General features: G+C 62.6%; 21 protein-coding genes and 1 pseudogene. 20 read left to right on the top strand and 2 right to left on the bottom strand.

Annotation, left to right across the window (positions count from 1 at the left end; genetic code table 11):
- Positions 1 to 42 precede the first annotated feature (42 nt).
- From OMP40_RS29205 to OMP40_RS29120, 19 genes and pseudogenes are all read left to right on the top strand, one after another.
- Positions 43 to 423: a phage tail assembly protein gene (locus OMP40_RS29205; protein WP_277536612.1), complete on the top strand. Its 381-nt coding sequence runs from the start codon at positions 43 to 45 to the stop codon at positions 421 to 423.
- Positions 354 to 614, top strand: coding sequence for a DUF6760 family protein (locus OMP40_RS40590; RefSeq protein WP_338131263.1), 261 nt, complete (start codon positions 354 to 356; stop codon positions 612 to 614). Before OMP40_RS29205 ends, OMP40_RS40590 begins: the two co-directional genes overlap by 70 nt.
- 8 nt (positions 615 to 622) lie before the next feature.
- Positions 623 to 1,072, top strand: coding sequence for a phage tail protein (locus OMP40_RS29200; protein WP_277536610.1), 450 nt, complete (start codon positions 623 to 625; stop codon positions 1,070 to 1,072).
- Positions 1,073 to 1,135: 63 nt separating this feature from the next.
- Positions 1,136 to 5,389 (top strand): hypothetical protein, encoded by a 4,254-nt coding sequence (locus OMP40_RS29195; RefSeq protein ID WP_277536608.1) that lies wholly within the window; start codon positions 1,136 to 1,138, stop codon positions 5,387 to 5,389.
- Positions 5,390 to 5,408: 19 nt separating this feature from the next.
- Complete coding sequence (locus tag OMP40_RS29190) at positions 5,409 to 6,101, top strand: hypothetical protein (RefSeq protein ID WP_277536607.1); 693 nt, start codon at positions 5,409 to 5,411, stop codon at positions 6,099 to 6,101.
- A gap of 14 nt (positions 6,102 to 6,115) precedes the next feature.
- Positions 6,116 to 6,253 (top strand): annotated as a pseudogene (locus OMP40_RS29185) (peptidoglycan-binding protein); the annotation flags it as partial.
- Positions 6,254 to 6,335: 82 nt separating this feature from the next.
- Complete coding sequence (locus tag OMP40_RS29180; RefSeq protein ID WP_277536605.1) at positions 6,336 to 6,743, top strand: CIS tube protein; 408 nt, start codon at positions 6,336 to 6,338, stop codon at positions 6,741 to 6,743.
- Between the two features lie 6 nt (positions 6,744 to 6,749).
- The gene (locus OMP40_RS29175) at positions 6,750 to 7,361 is read left to right on the top strand and encodes a phage late control D family protein (RefSeq protein WP_277536603.1); all 612 of its coding nucleotides are present in this window, start codon (positions 6,750 to 6,752) and stop codon (positions 7,359 to 7,361) included.
- Positions 7,333 to 7,848 carry a phage late control D family protein gene (locus tag OMP40_RS29170; protein ID WP_277536600.1) on the top strand — a complete coding sequence of 172 codons (516 nt, stop codon included), beginning with the start codon at positions 7,333 to 7,335 and terminating at the stop codon, positions 7,846 to 7,848. The genes OMP40_RS29175 and OMP40_RS29170 overlap by 29 nt, the downstream gene beginning before the upstream one ends.
- On the top strand, positions 7,845 to 8,558 hold the full coding sequence (locus OMP40_RS29165; RefSeq protein ID WP_277536599.1) for a phage baseplate assembly protein V: 714 nt from the start codon (positions 7,845 to 7,847) through the stop codon (positions 8,556 to 8,558). The genes OMP40_RS29170 and OMP40_RS29165 overlap by 4 nt, the downstream gene beginning before the upstream one ends.
- A gap of 47 nt (positions 8,559 to 8,605) precedes the next feature.
- A complete protein-coding gene (locus OMP40_RS29160; protein WP_277536597.1) occupies positions 8,606 to 9,007 on the top strand; it encodes a GPW/gp25 family protein in 402 nt (133 codons plus the stop codon).
- Positions 9,008 to 9,047: 40 nt separating this feature from the next.
- The gene (locus OMP40_RS29155) at positions 9,048 to 11,876 is read left to right on the top strand and encodes a baseplate J/gp47 family protein (RefSeq protein WP_277536595.1); all 2,829 of its coding nucleotides are present in this window, start codon (positions 9,048 to 9,050) and stop codon (positions 11,874 to 11,876) included.
- Positions 11,786 to 12,136, top strand: coding sequence for a hypothetical protein (locus OMP40_RS29150; protein ID WP_277536593.1), 351 nt, complete (start codon positions 11,786 to 11,788; stop codon positions 12,134 to 12,136). The genes OMP40_RS29155 and OMP40_RS29150 overlap by 91 nt, the downstream gene beginning before the upstream one ends.
- A gap of 65 nt (positions 12,137 to 12,201) precedes the next feature.
- Entirely contained in the window at positions 12,202 to 12,735 is a 534-nt protein-coding gene (locus OMP40_RS29145; RefSeq protein WP_277536591.1) for a hypothetical protein, read from the top strand.
- Positions 12,690 to 14,474, top strand: a complete 1,785-nt coding sequence (locus tag OMP40_RS29140; protein ID WP_277536589.1) for a putative baseplate assembly protein — start codon at positions 12,690 to 12,692, stop codon at positions 14,472 to 14,474. The genes OMP40_RS29145 and OMP40_RS29140 overlap by 46 nt, the downstream gene beginning before the upstream one ends.
- A gap of 33 nt (positions 14,475 to 14,507) precedes the next feature.
- Positions 14,508 to 15,752, top strand: a complete 1,245-nt coding sequence (locus OMP40_RS29135; RefSeq protein WP_277536587.1) for a hypothetical protein — start codon at positions 14,508 to 14,510, stop codon at positions 15,750 to 15,752.
- The gene (locus OMP40_RS29130) at positions 15,652 to 16,626 is read left to right on the top strand and encodes a phage tail protein (protein ID WP_277538104.1); all 975 of its coding nucleotides are present in this window, start codon (positions 15,652 to 15,654) and stop codon (positions 16,624 to 16,626) included. Before OMP40_RS29135 ends, OMP40_RS29130 begins: the two co-directional genes overlap by 101 nt.
- Positions 16,627 to 16,674: 48 nt before the next feature.
- Positions 16,675 to 17,811, top strand: coding sequence for a hypothetical protein (locus OMP40_RS29125; protein ID WP_277536585.1), 1,137 nt, complete (start codon positions 16,675 to 16,677; stop codon positions 17,809 to 17,811).
- A 198-nt stretch (positions 17,812 to 18,009) separates the two neighbouring features.
- Positions 18,010 to 18,312 carry a hypothetical protein gene (locus OMP40_RS29120; protein ID WP_277536583.1) on the top strand — a complete coding sequence of 101 codons (303 nt, stop codon included), beginning with the start codon at positions 18,010 to 18,012 and terminating at the stop codon, positions 18,310 to 18,312.
- Positions 18,313 to 19,587: 1,275 nt separating this feature from the next.
- Here OMP40_RS29120 and OMP40_RS29115 read toward each other — a convergent pair.
- Both OMP40_RS29115 and OMP40_RS29110 read right to left on the bottom strand, forming a co-directional pair.
- A complete protein-coding gene (locus OMP40_RS29115; RefSeq protein ID WP_277536581.1) occupies positions 19,588 to 21,789 on the bottom strand; it encodes an MORN repeat-containing protein in 2,202 nt (733 codons plus the stop codon).
- A gap of 2 nt (positions 21,790 to 21,791) precedes the next feature.
- The gene (locus OMP40_RS29110; RefSeq protein WP_277538102.1) at positions 21,792 to 22,166 is read right to left on the bottom strand and encodes a DUF4280 domain-containing protein; all 375 of its coding nucleotides are present in this window, start codon (positions 22,164 to 22,166) and stop codon (positions 21,792 to 21,794) included.
- 216 nt (positions 22,167 to 22,382) lie between these two features.
- Between OMP40_RS29110 and OMP40_RS29105 the strand changes: the two genes are divergently transcribed.
- The gene (locus OMP40_RS29105; RefSeq protein WP_277536579.1) at positions 22,383 to 23,258 is read left to right on the top strand and encodes a hypothetical protein; all 876 of its coding nucleotides are present in this window, start codon (positions 22,383 to 22,385) and stop codon (positions 23,256 to 23,258) included.
- Positions 23,259 to 23,294: the final 36 nt, after the last annotated feature.

The following is a 23,294-nucleotide window of genomic DNA, read 5'->3' as shown; positions in this document are numbered from 1 at the left end:
CATGGCTGATCGCGATTTTTATTTTCAGATCGGAGGAGCATCATGGCCTTTCAAACCGAATATGAATTCGAGCTTCCCCGCGGGTATGTCGACGATGCCGGCAATTTGCACAAGCGCGGCGTCATGCGGCTGGCGACGGCCGCCGACGAGATTTTGCCCATGCGCGATCCTCGCGTTCAGCAGAATGCCAGCTATTTGACCGTCATCCTGCTCGCGCGCGTCGTGACGCGTCTCGGTGAGCTGAAGCACGTCGATACGAAGGTGATCGAAAAGCTGTTTACGGCAGACCTGTCCTATCTTCAAAATATATACCGTCAGATCAACGACCTTGAAACACCCAAACTGCAAACCGCATGTCCGAAATGCGACCACGAGTTCGAGGTGGAAGTGGATTTTTTGTCCGTAGCGGAGGGCCTCTCGTAACGTATGCCGCTGAGCGGCTGTACGAGGAGGTCGGCTTTATCGCTTATTACTTCCATTGGCCGCACGACGACATCATGAACATGGAGCATCGCGAGCGCAGGCGATGGTGCGACGAGATCTCGAAGATCAACAAGAAGCTGAACGACGAGCCCGATAAAAGCAATCCGTTCGACGTATTCGGCAGGAGGTGACGGGCGTTATGGGGGCAAACGGGAATACCCGCGACGTGCTCGGCAGCTTCCGTTTCGACGTCGAGCTGGACGGAATGCTGGTAGCCGGCTTTTCCGACGTGCAGGGGCTCGAGTCGCAGACGGAATACGAGGAATATCGCGAAGGCGGCGTGAACGGCTATACGCATCGGTTTCCGAAAGGAACGCGTTTCGCCCAGATCGTGCTCCGGCGGGGTTTTTCCTCATCCTCGGCCTTGTGGGACTGGTACGATCAGACCGCCCGCGGCGCGGTCTCGCGCAAGAGCGGATCGATCATTTTATACCGTCAGGACGGAGAAGAGCTTTGCCGTTGGAATTTTTTCGAGGCTTATCCGGTCAAATGGACGGGGCCCTCGCTCGATGCAAGGTCGAGCGACGTCGCGATCGAATCGGTCGAGCTGGTGCATAACGGCATCAAGGCGATATTCTCCAAAAAATAGAAAGGCGGTATGGAATTGCGGCCGTGCCGACCGCAGGCGTTCCGCGCGGAAGGAGGGGGGAGCATGAAGCGATTGACAGAAGGTCTGCGCCGTCCGTCGGCAGCCGGCGCGAAGCCGGGGAACGGCGCCTTCGCCGAAGCGATCAAGCGCAAATACGCGTCGCTTCGCGGTCAGGGGCGATCGTCCCGGCCCGCGCTCGTGTTCCGCGCGGTTCCGACTTCGGCCAAACGCGCGCAAGCGGCGAATGCGCCGCATGAACGCAAGCTGCCCCGCTCCGCTCCGTCTCCATTAATGCCGATCGTCTCACCGATGCGAAGCGAGGTTCGCATCATCGTCAAGGAGCGCGTCGTCGAACGGCAGACCGTCGTCGTACGCGAAGTCGAGCGCATCGTGAGAGAGCAGCGGATCGTAAGGGAGCAGGCGATTCAATCGCCATATATCCCAGCGCATCCCGGAACTGAAGCCGGTCGGCGAGATCGCGGCCTCGAAGCGACGGACGCGGCGCACGGCGCTGATGGCCCCGCTTCGCGGCAGCATCGCATTGACGGAAGCGAACGCAAGGCGCCATACAACAGCAGCCGCGAAAACGAGCGCCAAAATCGCCAATCGGAAACGAGCGCGCGCATCGCGCAGGAGCGCAAGGCGAAGGACGCAGACCGCGAGCGGGGACGACAAGCGCGCCTGCCGAATGCGGACATGCGTGGACGCGGACAACAAGAGGGTCGACCTTATGCTCGCGACCATTCGTCGTCCCTTCAGCCGCTTCGAAAATCCCCGCCGGATCGGCCAGATCCCGAACGAACGGAAACGGGCGACGGGCAGCGCGGCGTCGGAGCGGAGGAACGATCGGCTGGCGGGAGCGCCGTACAGAACCGATCGGGTGCGGACGAGGCGACGCTGTCGCAATCGGAACGCTCGTCTATTCTCAATCCGCGGCAAGAAGTCGGATTAACCGAACCTGAGCGCAGCGGCGTTCAGCCTGCGCTGAAGTTAAACGGCGGCCGTCCCGTCGAAGCGCGTCTTGCCGACTTGAAGCCGGCTTCGGCCGATTCGCTGCGCCAAGGGGCGGCGGTTGAAGCTTCCAAGCCAACCCTTTCGGGGAACGCATCGACCCATCCGCGCGCGAAGCGGCAGGAGGTGCGGGGGTCAGCACAAGCTGGCGCCGATTCCCGGAGATGGCGAGCGCGAGTTCTGCATCGACCTACCATTAACGATGGAAGCTTGCCCGGCACGGAACTTCTAAAGCCGAAGCATATTAAAAAAGGGATCGCATTGTCGGCGCCGGCCATTCGCCAGTTGCTGACACGTCTGGTCGCCGCCCAGGCGGGCAAGGCATTTTCCGCCGTCAGACAATGGACATTGTCTTCTCCGGGATTTGTGCATGCGCGCGTGCGCCGGCAGCGACGCGACGAGGCGAACACTATAGCTCCTCAGGCTAGCGCATTGCGGTCGCATGCGAGCGCAAGCGCGAGGTCGGCGAATGCGAACACCGCGCACGCGGCCCATCCGGCTCCCGGCATCGATAAGGAGAAGGAGACGGAGAATCGTCCCGATACGCAGCCCTCTCTATCGGACGTCCATCGGTCTTCAGAGTCATCGTCTGTCGCCGGTCGGGAGTCGATCACTCCGCAAAACGGCCGTCGAAGCGACCTGCCACGTTCAGTCTCGACGGCGAGCGACTTATCCGGAACGGATGCCGGCACGGCACCTAACGCTGAGGGTGTCGGGCAACGAAACGAAGCTTTTCTTGGCGCCGATCATGCAATTAACGCGGCGGAGGGCTCGCAATCGATAGATGCCGGAAGCGGAGCGACCGGGCCTGATGCGCAAGGCGCGCCGTATTTCACGGGGCATTTAAAGAACGACAACGCCGAGCGCACGCAGCTGGAATCGCGGGGAGAGCCTGGAAGCAAGGCGCCTCATTTCATACAACGGTCGAATGCCAAAGCGCGTATCGACCTTAGATCGCCCAACGGCGGAGCCAGACTCGACGGAGCGACGCGCGAAGATTCGAAGCCAGGCCCTAGCGAGCGCGGCGACATCGATGCCGGGATCAACGAAGAAGCCGACAACCGGGCAATGGACGCGACGACCGATCATCGGGTTAGGCTGAAGACTTTCGGCCAAACGGCGCGCGCGCTGGAAAATGAAGCGGCGGCATCCCAAATGGCGCTTTTGTCTGGCGGCACTGGACTTGACGATGCTAGATTTGAGGAACGAGCAAGCGTATGGCCGCTACGCCTGTCGCTGTCCGCCAGAATCATTGGGAAAGATGCGCTTAAGGGGGAGGCGGAGCCTCGGGTCGGCGTGTTGGTGCACAATGTCGCGCGCCGGGCATTCGTGCCGGGAGCGCCATCGAACCGCTTGAATCGTGCGTACGGCTCCCGATGGCAGCAGCCGGAGGCGAGTGCGCCCGCTTTTCGAACGGACGTTTCGACGGCTGGGAAGGATGCGGACAATGTCCGGCGGTCAGATCATGCCGGTGCCGTGACGCATTCGCGGGAGCCTTCCGCGATTCGCGCTAACGAGCGCGCTGTCGTTTACGAGAATGCCGGCGATCGAACGGCAAGCAGCCGCCGCGGGGACGTCATCGGCGCCCGCCGTCATCAAGCAAATGACGGCATCGAGGGGCGAGCGTCGGATACGATATCGCCTAAGCGGTCACGGCTTTCTCCCCGTTTTTCGGGGCGATTGCCGGCTGAAGCGGCCGTGCGACCATCGAATGCCAGAACGACGACGCTGCCTGGCGGCAGCCGCATCCTTCTAAGGACGGCAGGCAGCCGTGGCTTGGACTTTAACTTAAAAGGCCAAAGTGGCTCGGCCCCCGCGCTGGTGCTTAAACGCCATGCAAAACGGGGACTGCCCGCCGAAGGCCGATCGATCGATGTCAGACGGCAAGGCGGGCCGCAGCGAATGCAAGCGTCTAACGCGCCCAAGACGAACGGCGGCGCTTCGCCAACCAGTCGAAATCCGAGTCCGGAGGAAGCGCGTACGCCGACGGAAAAAGGCGCTGCCGTCCGAGCGTTGCCGGCTAATAGTAAAGGAACGTTGACTGCCGGTACTCCGATGCTCGTTTTAAAGCTCGGCGCAGTCCGCAGCCTGCCGTCCAAACCGCCAAGCGAAGCGCGGACAAGCCTCGAACGTCGCGCACAGACAAGTGCGCCGATAGTCAAAGACCGATCCTTAAGCCACGCCGCCGCAATAGCGATGCGAAACGAAGTCGACCCATCTTGGTCGGGCTCTCGGCTTACGGATCTGCCGACCCGGCGTCGCGGCGGCGGCATGCGAGCCGGCGCGCTGCTTTTTAGAGACGGCATCGAAGAACGCCAGCGCATGCGGACAGGAGTAAGCCGCGAAGCAAGCTTACGCGACAAGCTGCACACGAACGCGATGCCGGCTGAAAAAGCGGGTTCGGCAGCGAGGGTTACGCGCGCGTCGATTTTACCGTCCATTCAGCGGCAATTGCGTAACGCCCCGATGCAACGATCTGCAGCCTTGCGGCCGCGTGCGTTGCATCGCGATCAACCTGGCGAATCTGCGACAGACGTGCCTGCAGCCAGGCTCGTGCTGCGTGATCGGTCGAGGCCGGCTGAACCGCGGCCGGGGGCGTATGCGGCACAAAGCATAGGCTCTTCGCGGAACATTGCAGCGAAGCCAACGATTCAAACCGCCGGCCGATACGCCGAAGATGCCGGCAAACCATCGGTCTTAGATACCGGCAAACCATCGGTCTCAGCTACCGGCAAACCAGCGGTCGAAGCCGCCTACCTTTCGGTAGAACCCGTCTACCTTTCGGCAGAGCCCGCCGGCATTCCGCCGGTGAAAGGGACTGCGCTTCCGCGAGGTCCCGGCGACGTCGAGCTCGGCGCAGCGCCAGCATCTGCGAGCGTCGTCGATGCTCGGCAGGGCGATCGAGGGTCGAACGGCGAACTTGTGAATGCGACGGCGAAGGCTGCACGGGAACTGCGTCCGGCGCAACGAGCGGCGAACATGCAAATCGCGTATGGCAAGGCAAAGAATTGGCAAGTAAGACGGGAGCAAGCGGGTCGGCAAGAAAACGGCTCCGGAAAGTCCGAAGCCGCGACGATCGGAAATAGAACGAGAAATGCTAGGCTCGTATCCAACGCGCCTGTCGCTCAGAAGCATGATCGCAAACGGACGATGCCGGGGGCGTCTGCGGCAAGGACGACGTTCGCGATGCGTTTCCCGAATGCGCAGCGGGTGCTGTCGCCGGGGGGAGCAGAGGGAGCATGCGATACCGCGGATCGCTCTTGCGGCGCGGAGTCATCGTATCGCTTCGCAAGCGTCGTCCGCTGAGCTCGCGTCTCCTCGCTCGATGTCGCTGCAAGGCATGTTGACGCCAGACCGTCCAGGGGCGGGGCCGCCGTTCCATGCGCGTCGGAACGCCGCTCCGCATTCGCCGACTTCCGCTCGTTCGACAAGCGCGAATGGGGCCGCGGGCTCGTCAGGCTCGGTTGTCGCGCAGACGAACCGCGCGGCTTCCGGGAACGCTGCGCGGCCTGCTTCGGCGCTTGCAGCCGCGCTGCGTCTGCGCGGCGAGCAGTCGTCAGGGGCCCCGCTCGCGCAGCCAGGACGCGAGCCTGCCGCAGAACTGCGGCTGCGCGGCGAGCAGTCGTCAGGGGCCCCGCTCGCGCAGCCAGGGCGCGAGCTTGCCGCAGAACTGCGGCTGCGCGGCGAGCAGTCGTCAGGCGCCCCGCTCGCGCAGCCAGGGCGCGAGCCTGCCGCAGAACTGCGGCTGCGCCGCGCGCACCAAGCCGGTGCAGCGGGAGCGCGTCCCGAGCCCGCGCCGGCTGCGGAGCTGGAGCTGCGCCGAACGCCCAAGGCTAGCGCGCCTAATCAGCCGCAGCAGGCGCAGCCCGCCGCGCAGGAGCCTGCGCGGGTCAGCGCCGAGCAGCTTCAGCAGGCGGTGCGCGAGCTGCCGGAGCTCGATCCCGAGCGGCTCGCCGACACGGTGTACACGGCGCTGATGCGCCGGATGAAGTTCGAACAGCGTCTTAGCGGATATTGACGGAGGAATTCACGATGGCCTTGTCCAAAGCCAAAATCGTCATCATCAAGAGCAATTCGCAGGAGACGGTCGACGTGCTGTTCAATCCGGGCGAATATATGCTGCAAGCCGGCAACAGCTATTCGTGGCATGCCGTGCCCGGCCTGCAATCGCCGATCGCCCAGTTCGTAAGCGGCGAGGCGACGACGCTGACGATGGATCTTTTTTTTCGACACGTACGAAAAAGGCACCGACGTGCGCGCGCATACGGCGAAGATCAGCGGGCTGCTGCAGGTCGACAGCGACCTTCATGCGCCGCCCTTGTGCAGGTTCGTGTGGGGCTCGCTCAACTTCAAGGGCGTCGCGGAGAAGGTGTCGCAGCGGTTCACGATGTTTCTCGACACCGGCATTCCGGTGCGGGCGACGCTGAACGTCACGCTGCGCGCGGTGCTCAGCATGACGGAGCAGTACCAGCAGGTGCCGCGCCAGTCCGCCGACCGCACGAAGCAGAAGACGCTGAAGCAGGACGAGCAGCTGTGGATGCTCGCCGCCGAGGAATACGAGGACCCGGGCAGATGGCGGGCCATCGCGGAGGCCAACGGCATCGACAATCCGCGGCGCCTGCCCGCGGGTCGCAAGCTGATCATCCCGAGATTGGAGTGAAGAAGATTGACGGTCAAGTTCGATACGACGACGTACGAGATGTCGCAGCTTGAGAGCAAGTACCGTTCTTTTTTCGCTCCGGCGTTCGAGATTCTCATCGACGGTCAGAACCTTGTGCGGATCGGCGCGGCCGTTCAAGGCCTGCGCGTGACGTCGCGTACCGGCATGTTTTCGGATCACTTCAGCTTCCGCATCTCGAATGCCTTCGATCCGGTCGCCCGGTCGCTTAAGTGGCTCGGCTCGCTGGTGGACGTCGGCAAGTCGATCACGATCAAGATGGGGTATACCGACCGCTTCGAGACGGTTTTTGAAGGCCTTGTGACCGGCGTCGGCGTCGACTATCCGACGGGCGGGCTGCCGGTCGTGAGCGTCAAGGGCATGGACAAATCGATGCTGATGATGCGAAGCAAACAATCGAACCAGTGGAAGGACAAGAAGGCGAGCGACGTCGCCCGTCAGATCGCCTCGAAGTACGGACTGACGCCCGACGTCGACGATACGATGACGCCGATCCCGCGCATCGAGCAGCACCGGGCGAGCGATTTTCACTTTTTTGCACGCGCTGGCGTTCGAAAACGAACGGGACTTCATGGTCGTCGGATCGAAGCTGTACTTTAAAAAGCGCAATCCGTCGGCCGCCGAGGTGCTCACGTTAACGTACGGGAAGAGCTTGCTGAGCTATTCCGCGGAGGTGGACATCTCGAACCAGGTGACGCAGGTCGTCGTACGCGGGATCAATCCGGAGACGCACGAACCGATCGAAGCGAAGTCGAAGGCGGTCGACATTATCGGTACGAACGGTCGCTCCGGCCCGAACATCATGGGCGCGCTCTCTTCCTACTTGATAGAGACCGAATTCATGGAAGATACGACCGTCGCGGCCGCGCAGAAGCTGGCGGATTCGATCATGCACGACAAGGCGATGGAATTGGTGACCGGGGCGGGCACTTGCGTCGGAATTCCCGAGCTTCGCGCCGGCCGGTTCATCAAACTGCAAAACGTCGGTCGCCAGTTCAACCAGCCGATGCTGCTGAACAACGTCGTGCACGCCATCGATACGAACGGTTACGTCACCAGCTTCAACGTGGAGGGGAACGCGATATGATGGGGCAAGATTACTCGGGTTCGCGGCCTAATGCGGGCAGCGTCAACGGCGTCATGGTCGCCACCGTCACGAACAACAGCGATCCGGAGAAGCGCAATCGCGTCAAGCTCAAGTTCGCGGTGCGGGAAAACGATAACGAAACCGACTGGGTGCCGATCGCTTCGCTTATGGGAGGCAACGACCGGGGGACCATGTTCGTTCCGGAGGTAGGGGACGAGGTGCTCGTCGCTTTCGAGATGGGCAGCCTCAAGCTTCCTTACGTCATCGGCAGCCTGTGGACCAAAAACGCCCTGCCGCCTGCCAAGCACGATAAAAACGACATCCGCAAGATCCGGTCCCGCGGCGGGCACGAAATGCTTTTTCAAGATACCGACGGCGACGGCAAGATCACGCTGAAGACCGCCAAAGGCTTTAAAGTCGATATCTCCGAAAAAGAAAACAAAGTCGAGGTGGCGACGAACGACGGCGTTCAATCGGTCGTGCTGACCGGGGGCGGGACGGGCACGGTCGTCGTCAAGTCGTCGGGCGCCAAGATCACGCTCGACAAGAGCGGCAAGATTACGATCGAAGCGCCGAATGCCGTCGAGATCAAGGGTACGCAGATAAAAATCGAGGCTTCGGCCCAGCTCAGCTTGAAAGCATCGGCAAGCATCGATATGAAAAGCGACGGCATCATCAATATCAAGGGCTCGCTCGTCAAGATCAATTAGCAACCCTTCCGGCGATCGCCGGCGATTCCCGGCAAGGAGGAACGGTCATGACCGCTTCATTTCTAGGCAAAGGCTGGCGTTTTCCCGTAGGCGTCGACGCGACGACCGGACGCATGCTCATGTCGGAGGGCGAGGACGATATCGCGGAGGCGATCCGCATCGTGCTCATGACGTCGCGCGGCGAGCGCGTCATGCGTCCCGGCTTCGGCAGCGGTCTGTCGGGATACGCCTTTTCCGGACTCGACGAGACGACGCTGCGTCTGCTGGAGAGCGACGCGCGCGAGGCGATCGTCGTCTGGGAGCCGCGCGTCAAGGACGTGGAGGTGCGCGCCGAGACGGATCCGTCCGAGCCCGGCCGCATCCGGTTGTCCGTGGACTATGTCGTCCGGTCGACGAACAATCTGTTCAACCAGGTATACCCGTTCTATCTCGATGAAGGCACCAAATAACGTGAAAGCGCAGCGGGAGGAAGAAAGGGCATGAAGCCAGATGCAACGGAGAGGACGGGCATGCGCCTGCCTCCCCCCGATCGACGGCAGCGACGTCGCCGCGTTCGCGGAGCGCTTCAGGACGATGGCGCCTCATTACACGCCGGAATGGCGGTTCTCGCCGGACGATCCCGACGCGGGCACCGCCTTGTTTTTCCTGGCGGCGGAGATGCTGGAGGAGAACGTCAAGCGCTTGAACCGCGCGCCGCTGAACAACTTCATAGCCTTCCTCGACCTGCTTGGCGTCAAGCTTCAACCCGCTCGCGCGGCTCGCGCGACGGCCGTTTTTCGATTGGCGGACGGAGCCTACGAGCCCGTTTACGTTCCGCAAGGGACGCAGTTGACGGCCGAAGCGCCCGACGGCGGCGAGGACATCTCGTTCGAGACGGAGCATGCGCTACTCGTGACGCCGGCCAGACTCGTCGAGTGGATCAACGTCCATCCCCAGCGGGACCTTATCGTGCGCGCTTCCGGCGCTTACGAGGACGAGACGGCGGCAGGCGCCGCGCCGGAGATCGCGATATTCGGATCGGAAGGGGACGATCTTCAGCGGCACGAGCTTTATATCCGTCACGACCGGATGTTCGAGCTGAATCATCCGGCGCGGCTGACGCTGTCCTGGTTCAACGCCGCCAAGCGATACGCCGAGCCCGAGCTGGCGCGCGGCTTGGCCGACACGGATTGGCTCGAATGGTCCTGGTACGACGCGTCTGCCGGCGATTGGCGGCTGTTCGACCGGGTGACGAGCGTTCGCAACGAAGTGACGCTTTGGAAGACGTCGCCGGGACGCGTCGGCACAGCCGCCGTCGGTGACACGGAAGGGCGATGGATACGCGCGCGTGTAAAACCCGATCCCGACGGTCTCGCGGTCTCCCCGGCGCTCGCCGGACTGCCGGAGGTCGAACGGCTGTCGCTGCGGGGAGAGCACGATCTGGCGTCGGATTCCGCCGGCATTCCGCCGGCGCTGCTATATTCCGGCGACCTGGAGCTGGATGCCGAAGGCTTTTTCCCGTTCGGGCAGCAGTTTTTCCAGTACTCGTTGTTTCATCTCGCTTGTCCCGAAGCTTTCAGCAAAGAGGGCAGCCGCCTGACGCTGCGGTTCGACGCCCGTTTCGATCCTTGGGAGCTCCGCATGGCGCCCGATCCGGAAGTCCGCTGGCGGATGGTCATGCGTACGGCCGACTTTGCGCGCAAGCCGCCTCAGCGTCTTTTCGTCCGGCGCGTGCTGTGGGAGTATTGGAACGGCGAGAGCTGGATGCGCCTTCCCGGCAGCGGCCGCTACGAGGAACTGTTCGCGGACTTGCCCGAATCGGATGCCCGCAGCTTCGCGCTCGAGCTGGACTGCCCGGACGACTGGGAGCGGACGTTCGTCAACGGCACCTGGGACTGGTGGCTTCGGGTGCGGGTCGCCTCGATGGACACGGTCAATCAGCCGGTCGTCGAGTATATGACGCCGCATCTGTCGCGGATGTCGTTGACATACGCCTATTCCTCCGAAGTCCAGCTTGCACCGGACGGCGCTTATACCCTCAACAACGCGGAATGGACGGACAAGACGGCGCAGCTGCGCCAGGGCGGAGAGGCTTTCCGGCCGTTCGTGCCGATCGATTGCCCTTCGCCGGCCGTATACCTGGGCTTCGATCAGGCGCCGCTGAAGGGACCGATCCGGCTGTCGTTTGAGCTTGTCCGTCAAGTGTCCGCCAGCGATGGCCCGCCCTGGATCGAATGGGAGGCGCTCGTGCGCGACGGCTTGCGGCTTGCTTGGATTCCGCTAAAGGGGATGGACACGACGAACGGGTTCACCGCGTCCGGGGCCTTTCAATTTGCGGGTCCGCCGGGGATGGAGCCCGTCCGACTGTTCGGCGCCGACAGGGTATGGCTGCGCGCGCTGAACCGCGACGGCCGCTTCGGCGTCAAAGGGGCGTCCGTGCCGACGCTGCTTCGCGTCGACCGCAACGCCGTCTCCGTCGTGCAGCGGCGGACGCTGCGGGACGAATATCCCGAGCAGACGAGCGACGGGTGGCAGCTCTCCGCCGCTCCGGTCGTCTCCCAGGAGGTGTGGGTCGAAGAGACGGGCTTCGTGAATGAACAGACGCTGGCCGAGATGGACGAAGACCGCTACGAGGCGCACCGGGACAGCGAAGGACGCCAGACGCGGGTCTGGATTCGCTGGCAGGCGGCAGCGACGCTCGCCGGCTCGCTGCCGCACGATCGTCATTACACGATCGACGAGGCTTCCGGACGGCTGCGCTTCGGCGACGGGAAGAACGGCATGGGCCTTCCGCTCGCGGGTACCGATAAAGTGCGCGTGACGTACCAGGTCACCGAAGGGACGAGGGGCAACGTGCCCGCCCGCGCGATCCGCGGACTGCTGCAGCCGCTCGCCTTCGTCGACAGCGTCGTCAACCCGTCGGCTGCCGTCGGCGGCGGCGACGCGGAGACGCTCGCGCGCGCGATGGAACGCGGTCCGCAGCACGCGCGGCACCGGGGAAGAGCGGTATCCGCTTCCGATATGGAATGGATCGTGCGGGAAGCGGACCCTTCGATCGCGCAGGTCCGCTGTCTGCCGGGAAGGGACGCCCGCCTGCGGCGCGCGCCCGGCAAGGTCGTCGTCGTGGCGCTGCCGCTCGGCGGCCGCGAAGGCGTCGCCTTTTTCCCCGAGATCAAAAAAGAAAATCGAGTCCGCGCTGCGGGACAAGGCCCCCCAATCTGCTGCTGCAGGGCGGTCGGCTGGCGATCATGCCGCCGGCGCTGCTCGAAATATCCGTCAAAGCCGTCGTGCGGACGAGTGCGGCCGACGACATCGTACCGACCGAAACCGCCTGTCTGAAGGCGCTGGAACGGTATCTCGACACGCGCCGCGGACAGATCGGCGGGCGCGGCTGGCAAATCGGGGAGTCGGTCCATGCTTCGGCGCTTTACGGATTGCTTCAATCGGTAAGGACGGTGCTCGAGGTCGAACTGCTTCATATGACCGTCGTCGTCATCGAGCGCGGCGAAGCGCGGGAAGTGTCCGAAGCCGCGCTGCGCGACCTGCCTCACGGCATCGTCGTCTCCGGCACTCATGAGGTGACCGCGAGTATCGGATGAGCGGAGAACGATCGGATTAAATCCGCTGCGCAAGACTAAATGCTTACAAAGGAGGCAAGGCGCCGATGCTGCCCAAGCTGCCGCTTGACGATCGCACGTACGAGAGCATCCTGCAGGAAGCACGCCAAGGGATACAGCGGCGCCTGCCGGAGTGGACCGACGAGAACGCGCACGACCCCGGCATGACGATGCTGGAGCTGTTCGCCTGGATCAGCGAGATGCAGCAGTTTTATTTGAGCCGGGTGCCGGATCGCAACCGCCGCAAGTTTCTTGAACTGCTCGGCGAATCTCCCCCGGCAGGCGACGCAGGCGGCTGCGCTCGCTTCGTTCGGCGGCATCCGGGAGACGGTAAGACTGCCGCGGGGCACGAAGCTGCTCGCCGAGGATCAGACGTTCGAGACCGCGGCGCCGTCGACGCTCAGGCCGCTCGCCGTCGACCGCGTCGTCACGCGCACCGAACGGGAAGCCAGCGACCGTACGGCTTCCAATACGCAGGGAGACGTCGCTTTTTTACGCGTTCGGCGCGGAGGCAAGTGCAGGCAGTCGTCTGTACGTGTCGTTCGACAGGGAGCCGCCGGTCGGGGAGACGATCGAACTGACGATCCTGCTCGCGGAAGAAGGGGCGCAAGGCAGCCAGGACGCCTGGCGCGCGCTGCCTTTCGACGCTTCGGCGGCGGAAGGGTACGCGCCTCCCGCCATCGTGCCGTCCGCGCGCGTCGCCTGGAAGGGCTACGCGTTCGACGAGCAGACCGGCGTTTCCGGATGGCTGCCCCTGGAGACGGTCGGCGACGAGACGCTTCATTTGAGCTTCAGCGGACGCGTCGCGATCCGCTTGAACGCGCCGCTTCGCCCGGTCCTCGTCCACCCGGCGAACGACCGGCCGCGGTGGTGGATCTGCTGCTCGCTCGAAGAGGAAGGCTATGAAGAGCCGCCGCGCATCGACCGGATTTTGCTTCATACGGCGCTTGTCGTTCAGCGCGATACGCTCAGCGAGAAGATCGACTGCGACGTGCCGGAAGAAGGGGAAGTCTCGCTTCCAGCGGACACTTACTTATCGCGGTACGGCCTGCTGCGCGTCCAGGTGCGGGAGCCGGACGGCAATTGGCGGGAGTGGCGGGAGGTGCCGGACACCGAGGCGGCCGGGCCGACAGATCGCGTATATTCGGTGCGCTTGCCTGCCGAAGGCGGAGCGGTCGTCGCTTTCGGAGACGGGACGCGCGGGATGCGTCCGCCGGGCGGGAGCGGCACGGTCCGGCGCATCCATGCGGACAAGACGTTTGCGGAAAAACGCTTCATCGGACGCAGCAACGGCTTGCCGATGCAGCGATTTACCGTCTACGATCTGGCTTGCCGCAGGCGGGAGCACTTCCTGCTTCAGGTCGGCGTCCCCGGCGAACGCGCCGGCGAGTGGCTGTGGGAAGATTGGCTGCCTGTCGAGAACTTCGACCGCTCGGGACCGCTCGATCGCCATTATACGTTCGATCCGGACACCTGCGAGGTTCGCTTCGGCAACGACGAACGCGGCGCGATTCCGGCCGCCTGCGACGAGCCTAATCTATGCCTGGTCGTCTGCGTGATCGGGGGCGGCGAGCGGGGCAATATCAAGCCGAATCTGCTGACCGGCTGGGTGTCGGAGGAGCAGCGGGCATACGGCGTGACCGTGACCAACGCGGGCTACGGCTACGGCGGCGCCGAGCGCGAGAGCGTAGGCGAGTGCATCGCGCGCCTGCAGCGGCGATGGCACGAGCCCTTCCGCGCCGTGACGGACGAAGACTTCGCCGCGCTGGCGAAGTCGACGCCGGGTCTTCGCGTCGCGAGAGTCCATGTGATCGCCGGCTATGCCCCGGGCCGCGCCGATCCGGTGCCGCATGCGGTCACGGTCGTCGCGATGCCCTTTAGCCGCCGGCCGACGCCTGCGCCGAGCCGCGGTTTTTTGCAGACCGTCGCCCGCCATTTGGACGAACGCAGGCTGATCGGGACCGAGGTTCATGTCATCGCGCCCGAATACGTGAAGGTGACCGTACACGCCGTCATCGTGGTCGAACCTCAATTCGCCCATGAGACGAGACGGATCGCAGCCGTTTTGAACGAGCTGCTCAGCCCTTCGGGGAGCCTGAAGTCCGCGTCGGGCTGGCCCTTCGGAAGGCCGGTCTACCGCGGCGACGTCTTCGCCGCGATCAGCCGCGTCGACGGCGTGGCTTATGTGCAGGATCTGTGGCTGGACGGCGAAGGCCGGTATGCGTCCAAAAGCCAGGGCGGGGACGTATTGCTGCCGCCGAACGGTCTCGTCTATTCGGGCGAGCACCGGATCGAGCTGCTCAGCCGAACTCAATTGTAGCGGTCCGATCGGAACCGGAAAGGAGGCGAGCGGATGGACGACGAGGCTTTATATTTTTCGATCAATAGACCAGAGCACTGGAGCCGCCGCGGCCTGGCCGAGAACCTGGACGTCGGCGAAACGGTGCGGCTGCGCAGCGACGCGCGGTACGGCGTGCTCGACACGGCGTCTTTCGGGGAGCTCGAGGGCGTGGGCGCGGTACGCGCGTTCGCCGTCGGCGTGTTCGGCCGTCTGATCCTGCTCGACGAAGCCGGCGACCTGTGGACCTACGACCGGCACAGCCGGCATCACGAGCGGTTGTTCGTTTCGAGGCACGGCTTGTTTTCCGCTTCCGCGATGCTTGCGGCGACCGGGGACACGCTGTTCGTCGCCGATCCGGAGGGCGAACGGACGTTGGCCGCGTATGACGTGAACAGCGGACAGACGCGATGGAGCCGCGCGGGAGACTGGATGGACGGGGTCTATTGCCGGCCGTTGGCGCTTTATGCCGACGGCCGCGGCGTCTATGTCCTCACCTTCGCCGATCAGCCTTCGGAGGAGGAGGAGGAAGAGGAAGGACGGGCGCCGTTGTCCGGCAAGGTGGCCTTGCGCATTTTAAGGCTCGGACTGTCGGGCGGGCTGATCGCGGCGATCGAGGACGATCGCTTCGCGTTGAAGCTGCCCGCGGACGGCGGCAAGCACGGTCAACCGTTTTTGACCGTTTCGCCGCTTGGCGACATGTACGTATACGACAGCCTGGGCCGTGCGCTTTTCGCTTTCTCGGCCGCAGGAGAGCTGCTGACCCGGATGATGCTGCCTCCCCCTTTCGTTCGCCGGTCTTGCCGTCGACTCGAACCGGCAGATTTACGTGGGCGATTCGCGAAGCATGGCGTCCGAAGGCGAGGACGACCGGTTTATTTTGCAGTTCGAGGAGTCGGGCGAGCTGATCGGCAAGGTGGGGGGTTTCCGCGGAAAAGCGGACGCCATACTGATCGACGGCAAAGACCGGATGTATATCCTGAACGGCGAGCAGCAGACGCTCGCGGTGCTCGATTTGCAGCCCCAGACGCTCGCGATGCCGGGCGGCGGCGCGCTCGAAGGCTTTTGGCTTTCTTCGGCGTTCGACAGCGCGGACAGGGAGACGGTTTGGCACAAGTTCACGCTTGCTGCCGACATTCCGGACGGGACGCAGCTTCGCGTGCGATACTTCGCGGACGATACGGGCGTCAGGACGATCGAGGGCAACCTTTGGCGGATCGACGAATGGATCGCGCGTACCGATCTCGGCCCGTCGGATAAGCTGCGAGGCTTGCGCGAATTATGGTCGGAACCGGTCGTCAATCCGGCCGACGCTTTGTTTTTCGGGGCAAAGGGACGCTATTTGTGGTTGCTGATCGAATGGATCGGCAGCGAACGCAGTACGCCGGCGCTCGATCGGTTGCGCGTCTATTTTCCAAGGCAAACGCTGCTCTCGTACTTGCCCGCGGTTTACCAGCAGGAATCGGGCGGACGCGGCTTTCTGGAGCGATATTTGGCCTTGTTCGGTACGTTGTTCGACGAGCTGGAGGAGCGCATCGACGGCATGGCCCGGCAGTTCGACCGGGAGACGGTCGGCGGCGGGCAATTGCGATGGCTGGCTTCCTGGCTCGGTCTCGACGCCAACGAATACTGGAGCGACGATGCCATCCGGCGGCTCATCCGCGCCGCGCCCGAGATGTACCGCTACCGGGGAACGCGACGCGGCATCGAGCGCGCGATCGAGACGATGACCGGGATGAAGCCGATCATCGTCGAACCGGCGCAATACAAGGCGCTGCGCGAACGCGGGGATTGGCGCGCGGTGGTCGACCGGTTGTACGGCGACGATCCATTCACCTTCTCTGTGCTGCTGCATCCGGATCAGGCGCGCAGCGATATGGAGAAGGTGCTGCTCAGGCAACTGGTGGACGACATGAAGCCGGCCCATACGGAGGCGAAGCTCGAATGGCTGCAGCCGTGGATGTATCTGGACCTGCATACGTATCTGGGCGTCAATACGGTGCTGGCGGAGCCGTCGATTTTCACGCTGGGTATGGATCGCTCGATGCCGAACGACACGTTGATCGTGGATGCGAACATGAATCGGCGCCTCGACGCGCACATGCGACTCGGCATGGATTCGGAGATGGAATGACGACAGCGGAGCCGCCGCGCGGACCGATGATGAGGAGGGACTTGACGGATGAGAAAAGCGAGGATGTACCCGTTCGAGCGCAATCGGTATTTTTACGGCAAGCTGCTGACGGTTCGGGACTTCGAGTCGGAGCAGAAGTATTTGAACGACAAGCGCAGGCTTCTGAACCGGCTGCTGTTCGGAAGCGGCGTCGTCGCAGGCATGCAAGTCGTCGCCGTCGACGACAAGACGGTAACGGTGGAGATGGGACTGGCCATCGACTATTCCGGACGGGAGGTCGTCATCCCGTCGCCGGTCACGCTGAAGCTGTCCATGATCGAAGGCTTCACGAACAACGAGTATAAGAAAAACGTTTATTTGTACGTCGCTTACGACGAAAAGGGCCGCGAACCCGTCCATTCCGTCGGCAACTCGTCGATTCGCGGCGAAGAAGTCAGCGAGTACAATCGCGTGCTGGAATCGTACCGGCTGTTCGTCAAGGAGGAAGCGCCCGCCGCGACCAGCTTCGAGCATGTGCGCTTGCTCGAGGACGTCGCCGTGCTTTATCAGGACGCGCACGTGCGCGTCTCGCAGCGCATGCCCAAATACGTCAATCCCGACGACGTCGTCGACGTCACGCTGGTCGTGGAAAAAACGCTGCAGACGGCCAGGGTCGCGGTCAGCTTCGATTACGAGTCCGACGGTTTCGATCCGGTCGGCGGGGACGGCCGGCATGTCGAATTTTTGGAGCCCGGAGACGGTCAGGATACCGAGTATCGGCTGACCTACAGCGTCAAGGTCAAGGATCGTCCGGACACGGTCGCCACGCTCTCTTTGCCGCCGCAGTCGGTGACGCTGACCATCGGCGATCAGCGGGTGCCGATCGATCATGCCGCCGTGCACAAGGTGGACATCATTTCGCAGCCGGTCATGGAACGAATTCTGAAAACCTGGTACGAACGCTCGCTGGATCAGGCGGCCGAGGGGGGCGTCCGATCAGGAACTCTGTCTGGCGAAAATCGGATTGCTTCAGCTTGGATCCACCTATATGATCGAGCAGGTCGAGCGCGTTCCCTTCGGCGAGTACGTGCCGAACGCCTCCCTGCTTCAGCGGCTGTCCCATGCGGACCGGGCAGGCGCGCTTCACCGTTTTTTCGCCGAGTCGAGCGCTTACGACCTCGAATACGACGCGAAGCCGAAGCTTGACGTCCACTACCATCCGGAAAGAAACACGTTCGACTTCAAGCTTGGGATTCCGCGTCCGCAGGCGATTCAAGACGAGATCGCCACGGGGACGATCGAGGTGCCGCTCGAATTGAACGCCAAGACGGGATTGAAGTTTTCTCGCGCGGCAGGCGCAACTATGTAACGGACGAGATCAAGCACGGGCTCGGGGCGGGACAGGTGACGATCCTCGTCGGCCTGGCGCCTCAGGAGACGCTGAAGGCTTCGATCTATTACGGCGTCCAGGACGTGTTCAAGGGGACAGAGTACGAATCAGACGTGCCGAACGTCGATTTTGGCACGATCGTATACCCCGAGCAGGGCAGCTTCCGCATCGGAATGCGCCTTAACGGCTCCGCGGAAGCGGACAGGCTGCACATTCGCTGGTGGGCGTTCAAAAAGCTGCAGGAGGGTGCGGAGGGGACGGGTGAAACGTCTGCCGAGCGGGCCCTCTATCGCGAAGCGGCGCCGGGCAAGGAGTAGGGATTCGCTTATTTCCGCCGTTTGACCATGATCTTTCACCTTAAACAGGTGGAAGCCGGTTAGGAGGCGAGCTATCGTGCGCTATTGTGCGCTAGCTCGCCAAACCCGTCATTCCGGTTTTGAATGATACACGTTTGCAGGTTAGGCTGTCTCACAGGGGGGACGTTGCCCCAGTGCGTAGGCCTATTTAACGATTCAGAAAGCGACCTTACCGATACTATTTTGAATCGTCGCCGATAAAAACGTATCGCCGTCTACAAGGACGGCGATACGTTTTTAATTAACATCGCGGAACGCATGCAAATACGGATCAAATCCCGGCTTCGCTTTGCTAGCCTTATGGCGGGATCGGCGGGAGGTCAAGCAGGAAGAGCGTCGGAAAGTAAGCAGGACGATAGCCTGGAATGTAACGGTTAGGGGAAGCGCATCGGTGCAATAGAGAACTGCGGGCAGCAGTTAGATGTCGGTCAGGCGGGGGCATCGGACCCAGGGAACGGTATTTCTTAAAAGCGGTCATCATTGCGATCGTATCGGACTGGAGGGACGTTATGGATCCGGATCAAGGCAAAAAAAAGGCCTGTCATCCCGCAATAACGGCCGCTGTGTCCGAAGCTTGGCCGCGAATCGCCATAGAAACGAGAATAAGGGCTTCTCGGTCCGTCCGCCATGTGACAGTGCGCCAGCAAAAGGACCGCAGACGTGTTACTACCCTTTCAGAACGTTTAATAGCGGCGGTTATTATTTTCGCGGAGTAGATTTTGGAGGAAGATCGCAACTTCAGGTAGAAGCGATCAGGTAGAAGCGATAATGGTTGAAAAGCAGTTAATTGGCATAATGATCCGTGCTTTGGAGGAAATAAGTGTTCAACCGCAATTATTTTGTTCAGAATCGGATCGAAACGTGCAAATGCGAGAAATTAATTGCGTTACGACACTTATTTGCCAAAGGACGTCGCGAGCACGCGTAATAACTGCGTTTCAACCGTTATTTGATAGGCGGCGCCGTCCAATTGAACGTCTAAGTCGGGCCGATCCGAGCGTTAGTCGCGGGTTGTCATCATGCAAGACGGTCGGGAGAGAAAGGCTGTCCGCAGATTTTACACGAGACTGCTGCATAAGACCGCTGCACAAGACTGCTGCACAAGACCGCCAAAGCGTGCCTCATCCTGTGCGAAAGCGTTCAAGTCAACGTCATGTAAATATCCCCTTGGCACAGGAAAGGGGATCGATCCTGAGCCAAGGGGATAAGGGTGACGAAATAGCCGATATAGCGGATTTAGATCTGGAAAGGGCCTATCGTCAGCCGGACGGGTTTGTCGTTGTTGTAATTGAAGCTATACAGGCAGCCGTTCCATTCATACGCCATCGTATACAGCTTGCCGTTGCTCTCGGTCTTGACGCCTTTGATCGCCGCCTTTTGCAGGCGGTCGAGAAGCGCCGTCATGACGTATTTGTTCCATGTACGTACGAGCGTGACGGCATACGCCTCGGGATTGTCGGGATCGGACTCGAGCTTGAAGCTGAATTGCACGCCGCTGTATACCAATTCGATCGGCGCCGCGAGCGACGACGCATCGGCTGTCGGGTCTTCGCTCACGCCGTCGGTCGCAGGGAGGACGACGTTCGTAACGGCCGCTTTGGCATTCGAGTTCCCGGCAGCTTTGACGATGGAGACGGCGTTTGCGTTAACGATGGCGGTACCCGCGCGGGAAGGGGACAGCGCCGCGATTTTATTCGCCGCGACGGCTGCGTTTGCGCCCGGGACTGCATTTTCTTTGCCGTACGATCCTGAATTCGTCGCGGCTTCCGGCTGTCCGCCGCTTGCTCCGGCGTTGGTCGAGCTGTCTTCGCCGGCTCCGGTGTCTTTACCCGTGCCTGTTGCGGCGTCCGTTCCCGTTCCGGCGCCGCTGTCTTTGCCTGTTCCGGTATCCGCGCCTGTCCCGGCACCTGCGCTTGCGCCCGCGGCTGCGCCGCTTCCGCCGTTGTCCGCGCCCGAACCGGCTCCGCCGCTCGCGCCGGCCGCCGAGCTGCCGCCGCTGCTTTGGCTTGCGCCCGAAGCGGCTCCGCCGCTCCCGGTGCCATTGCCGGTCGTCGCGCCGCCGCTTGCGCCGCCGTTCGCACCTGCCGCCGCGCCGCTGTCGCCGCTCCCGGCGCCGGCCGCCGTGCCGGCGTTGGCGCCTGAGGCCGCTTCTCCAGCGGCACCTGCATCCGTGCCGGCTCCGGCGCCGCCGGTCGTATCGGGCGCTGCGGCCCCTTCGTCGGTGCCGGCGTCTGTCCCGGCATCCGTCCCCGCCGCCGGCGCGTCCGGTGCGCCAAGCTTCTCCTGCAGCGTGGCCGCGGCCATCGCGAGGAAGCCGGCCGGATCCGCTTGTCCCGCGCTGAACAGGCCTTTGTACACGACCGTGCCGTTCGCGTCGAGCAGCGCGCCGAAGCCCTGGTATTGCCCCTCGCGGAACGTGCCCTTGTAGAGCGGCGTGCCGTCCGCGTTAAACGCTTCGCCTTCGCCGTCGCGAAAACCGGCCACGAAGCTGCCGGCATAGATCGCGACGCCTTGCTCGTTCAAGAGCGAGCCGGTTCCCTGGTAGCGGCCCCGTTCGAAGCCGCCCTTATAGATCGGCGCTCCGGAAGCTGCGTACTCGGTTCCTTCGCCGGTCAGCAGTCCGCCCGCGAACACGCCTTCGTACAACAGCTTGCCGCCTTTGTACTGCTTGCCGGCGCCTTCGTAAAGTCCGCCGGCGAAGGCGCCTTCGTAGACGAGCTTGCCGTCGTCGCCGTATAGCTTGCCCGCCCCTTCGTATAATCCTTTGACGAAGGCGCCGGCGTAAAGCGGCTTGTCTTTGGCGGCGTATAGGGTGCCTTCGCCTTCGTACTTCCCGGCGGCGAATCCGCCTTCGTACAGTACGCTGCCGTCCGGCGCATAGAGCGTGCCGGCGCCGTTGTAAGCGTCCGCGGCGAACTCGCCGCGATACAGCAGCGATCCGTCGGCGGCGTAAGCTTCGCCCGAACCCGCCCGCGCGCCTTTTTCGAAGTCGCCGAAATAGATAAGCTTGCCGCCGTCGCCGTAAAGCTTGCCGACGCCGCTGAACTGGCCGCTCGCGAGCGGGCCGGCATAGACGAGGCTTCCGGCGCCGTCCACGATTTTGGCATTGCCGGTGTAGCCCTTCTCCAGCGCGGCCGACGCTTGCATCGAAGGCGTTCGCGAGAACCACCGGTCGACGAACGCCGGCGGATTGATGAAGCCGAAGTAGGCGATCGCAAGGCCGATGAGCACGATCAGCACGATGAGCTTTTTGGCGATATAATAGCTGCCGATCCTCCAATAGTTGTCAAGCGACCGCAGTCCGCTCCCGAGCACGGTTCGCGCCCATTGGATGAGCCATCGGAGCAGGATTTTAGGCAGTTTCGCGGACTGCTTGAGCGGCCGCATGATTTTTCGTTGGATCGGCTTGATAAATGGTTTAAGTATCGTCTCGATCATAATTAGGGCACCTGTATCGTAAATTGGCCTGGCGCGTTGAACTGGATGATGCCGCCGAAGTTGCACATGCACTTGGAAGAATTGTTCAGCGCGGGCATATTGCCGACCATCACGGTCGGCGAGCCCGGCGCCCACGGCGCTGCCGTCACCGGCGTGCAGGGCATCGGGGTCAAGGCGCCGAACGCGGCGGCGGTCGCCGAAGCGACGAGCGGGTTGGCCAGCGAATTGCACATGCCGAACGGCATGATGTTCACGAACGGTTTATTGTCCATAATGTTGGCGATCGGCATGGCGGTCGTCGTCCGGTTGACCGGCAGCACATTGAATACGGAAGGGGCGGCCCCGAACGAACATTGCATCGTCGCTCCGCCGCACACGAGTTGTCCCACGCCTGGTTCACGCTCACTTTTGCGAAATTGGTGGAAGCTGTCAAAGCTATATTTATAGTAACTCAATTCTCGAAATCTGTCATTTTGAGTTATAAGGGGATGAATTAAGGAAGAACTTGTAGTACGATAAAAAATAGATGGAATCATTTTGTACGTTCCGATTGAACGAGAACAGTCGAACACAAAGGCGGGCGCCGATTTTCGATGAAAAAACTTGCATTACTGCTATTGTTGGCTTCGCTAGTCATGTCCGGCTGGTCGGGCTACGCGCTCGCGGAGCGCGGAGACCGGAGCGGGACGCCCTGGAAGACGTCCGAGAGCCTGCGCAATTTATCGCGTGCCGCTCCCGGCGCGGACGGCACGCTTGCCGTAGTGAGCGATTCGAAGCAAAAGATCGATCGACTCGGCGCGGACGGCACGCTCCTTGGACAGATGACCTATGCGGCTTCCGAACGCGGCTTGCGCGTCGACTTCAACGAAGCGGTCGCGGATTCGGACGGCCGCACATACGCGCTGGTGACCGTGCTCGATTCGTACGGCCTCTACGTACAGAGCGAGCGCATCGTCCGTTACGACCGCAGCGGCAGCGGCGGCCAGGTGCTCTACGAGCGCAAAGGGGACGGCAAGAGCAAACGGATCGGACAGATCAAGGGCTTGCAGCTGTCGGGCGGAGCGTTATATTTTTATGAAGCGGTAGCCGACAAGGTTCAGTTGATGCGGATCGCGTTGCCGGATGGCGCGCCGGCGTCCGTCTTTACGTTCACGCTCCCGAAGGATCGCTATTTGTCCGAGATAACGGGTACGGCGCCCGGCCAGATCTACTATACGACGCGCAGGGGCAGCATTTATCAGGTATCCCCGGACGGCGTGAGCGCCAAGCTGTTTCCGGGCAGCGCCCAGTCGATCCATTCCAAAAATTTCCCCCGAGCTGCCGACGCTCCGCGCGGACGGCTCGCTCATGTTCGTCGACCGTCTTGTCAACGCGGTCGCGACGCTGGACCCGCTCGCACCCGATACGACCAAGACGCTGCTGGACGATGCAGAGCTGCAGCGCATCGCGCCCGGCCTGGACAGCTATGAGATTATGGATGTCAAGCAGACGCCTTCGGGCTTTGC

This window comes from Cohnella rhizosphaerae (assembly GCF_029525575.1).
Classification (GTDB): domain Bacteria; phylum Bacillota; class Bacilli; order Paenibacillales; family Paenibacillaceae; genus Cohnella; species Cohnella rhizosphaerae.
This window is presented reverse-complemented; position numbering and strand designations above follow the sequence as displayed.

What these genes read in the sequence shown, in the direction of transcription:
- OMP40_RS29205 (WP_277536612.1), top strand. Translation starts at nt 43, where the DNA reads ATGGCCTTTCAAACCGAATATGAATTCGAGCTTCCCCGCGGGTATGTC.
- OMP40_RS40590 (WP_338131263.1), top strand. Translation starts at nt 354, where the DNA reads ATGTCCGAAATGCGACCACGAGTTCGAGGTGGAAGTGGATTTTTTGTC.
- OMP40_RS29200 (WP_277536610.1), top strand. Translation starts at nt 623, where the DNA reads ATGGGGGCAAACGGGAATACCCGCGACGTGCTCGGCAGCTTCCGTTTC.
- OMP40_RS29195 (WP_277536608.1), top strand. Translation starts at nt 1,136, where the DNA reads ATGAAGCGATTGACAGAAGGTCTGCGCCGTCCGTCGGCAGCCGGCGCG.
- OMP40_RS29190 (WP_277536607.1), top strand. Translation starts at nt 5,409, where the DNA reads ATGTCGCTGCAAGGCATGTTGACGCCAGACCGTCCAGGGGCGGGGCCG.
- OMP40_RS29170 (WP_277536600.1), top strand. Translation starts at nt 7,333, where the DNA reads ATGGTCGTCGGATCGAAGCTGTACTTTAAAAAGCGCAATCCGTCGGCC.
- OMP40_RS29165 (WP_277536599.1), top strand. Translation starts at nt 7,845, where the DNA reads ATGATGGGGCAAGATTACTCGGGTTCGCGGCCTAATGCGGGCAGCGTC.
- OMP40_RS29160 (WP_277536597.1), top strand. Translation starts at nt 8,606, where the DNA reads ATGACCGCTTCATTTCTAGGCAAAGGCTGGCGTTTTCCCGTAGGCGTC.
- OMP40_RS29155 (WP_277536595.1), top strand. Translation starts at nt 9,048, where the DNA reads ATGCAACGGAGAGGACGGGCATGCGCCTGCCTCCCCCCGATCGACGGC.
- OMP40_RS29150 (WP_277536593.1), top strand. Translation starts at nt 11,786, where the DNA reads ATGCCGCCGGCGCTGCTCGAAATATCCGTCAAAGCCGTCGTGCGGACG.
- OMP40_RS29145 (WP_277536591.1), top strand. Translation starts at nt 12,202, where the DNA reads ATGCTGCCCAAGCTGCCGCTTGACGATCGCACGTACGAGAGCATCCTG.
- OMP40_RS29135 (WP_277536587.1), top strand. Translation starts at nt 14,508, where the DNA reads ATGGACGACGAGGCTTTATATTTTTCGATCAATAGACCAGAGCACTGG.
- OMP40_RS29125 (WP_277536585.1), top strand. Translation starts at nt 16,675, where the DNA reads ATGAGAAAAGCGAGGATGTACCCGTTCGAGCGCAATCGGTATTTTTAC.
- OMP40_RS29115 (WP_277536581.1), bottom strand. Translation starts at nt 21,789, where the DNA reads ATGATCGAGACGATACTTAAACCATTTATCAAGCCGATCCAACGAAAA.
- OMP40_RS29105 (WP_277536579.1), top strand. Translation starts at nt 22,383, where the DNA reads ATGAAAAAACTTGCATTACTGCTATTGTTGGCTTCGCTAGTCATGTCC.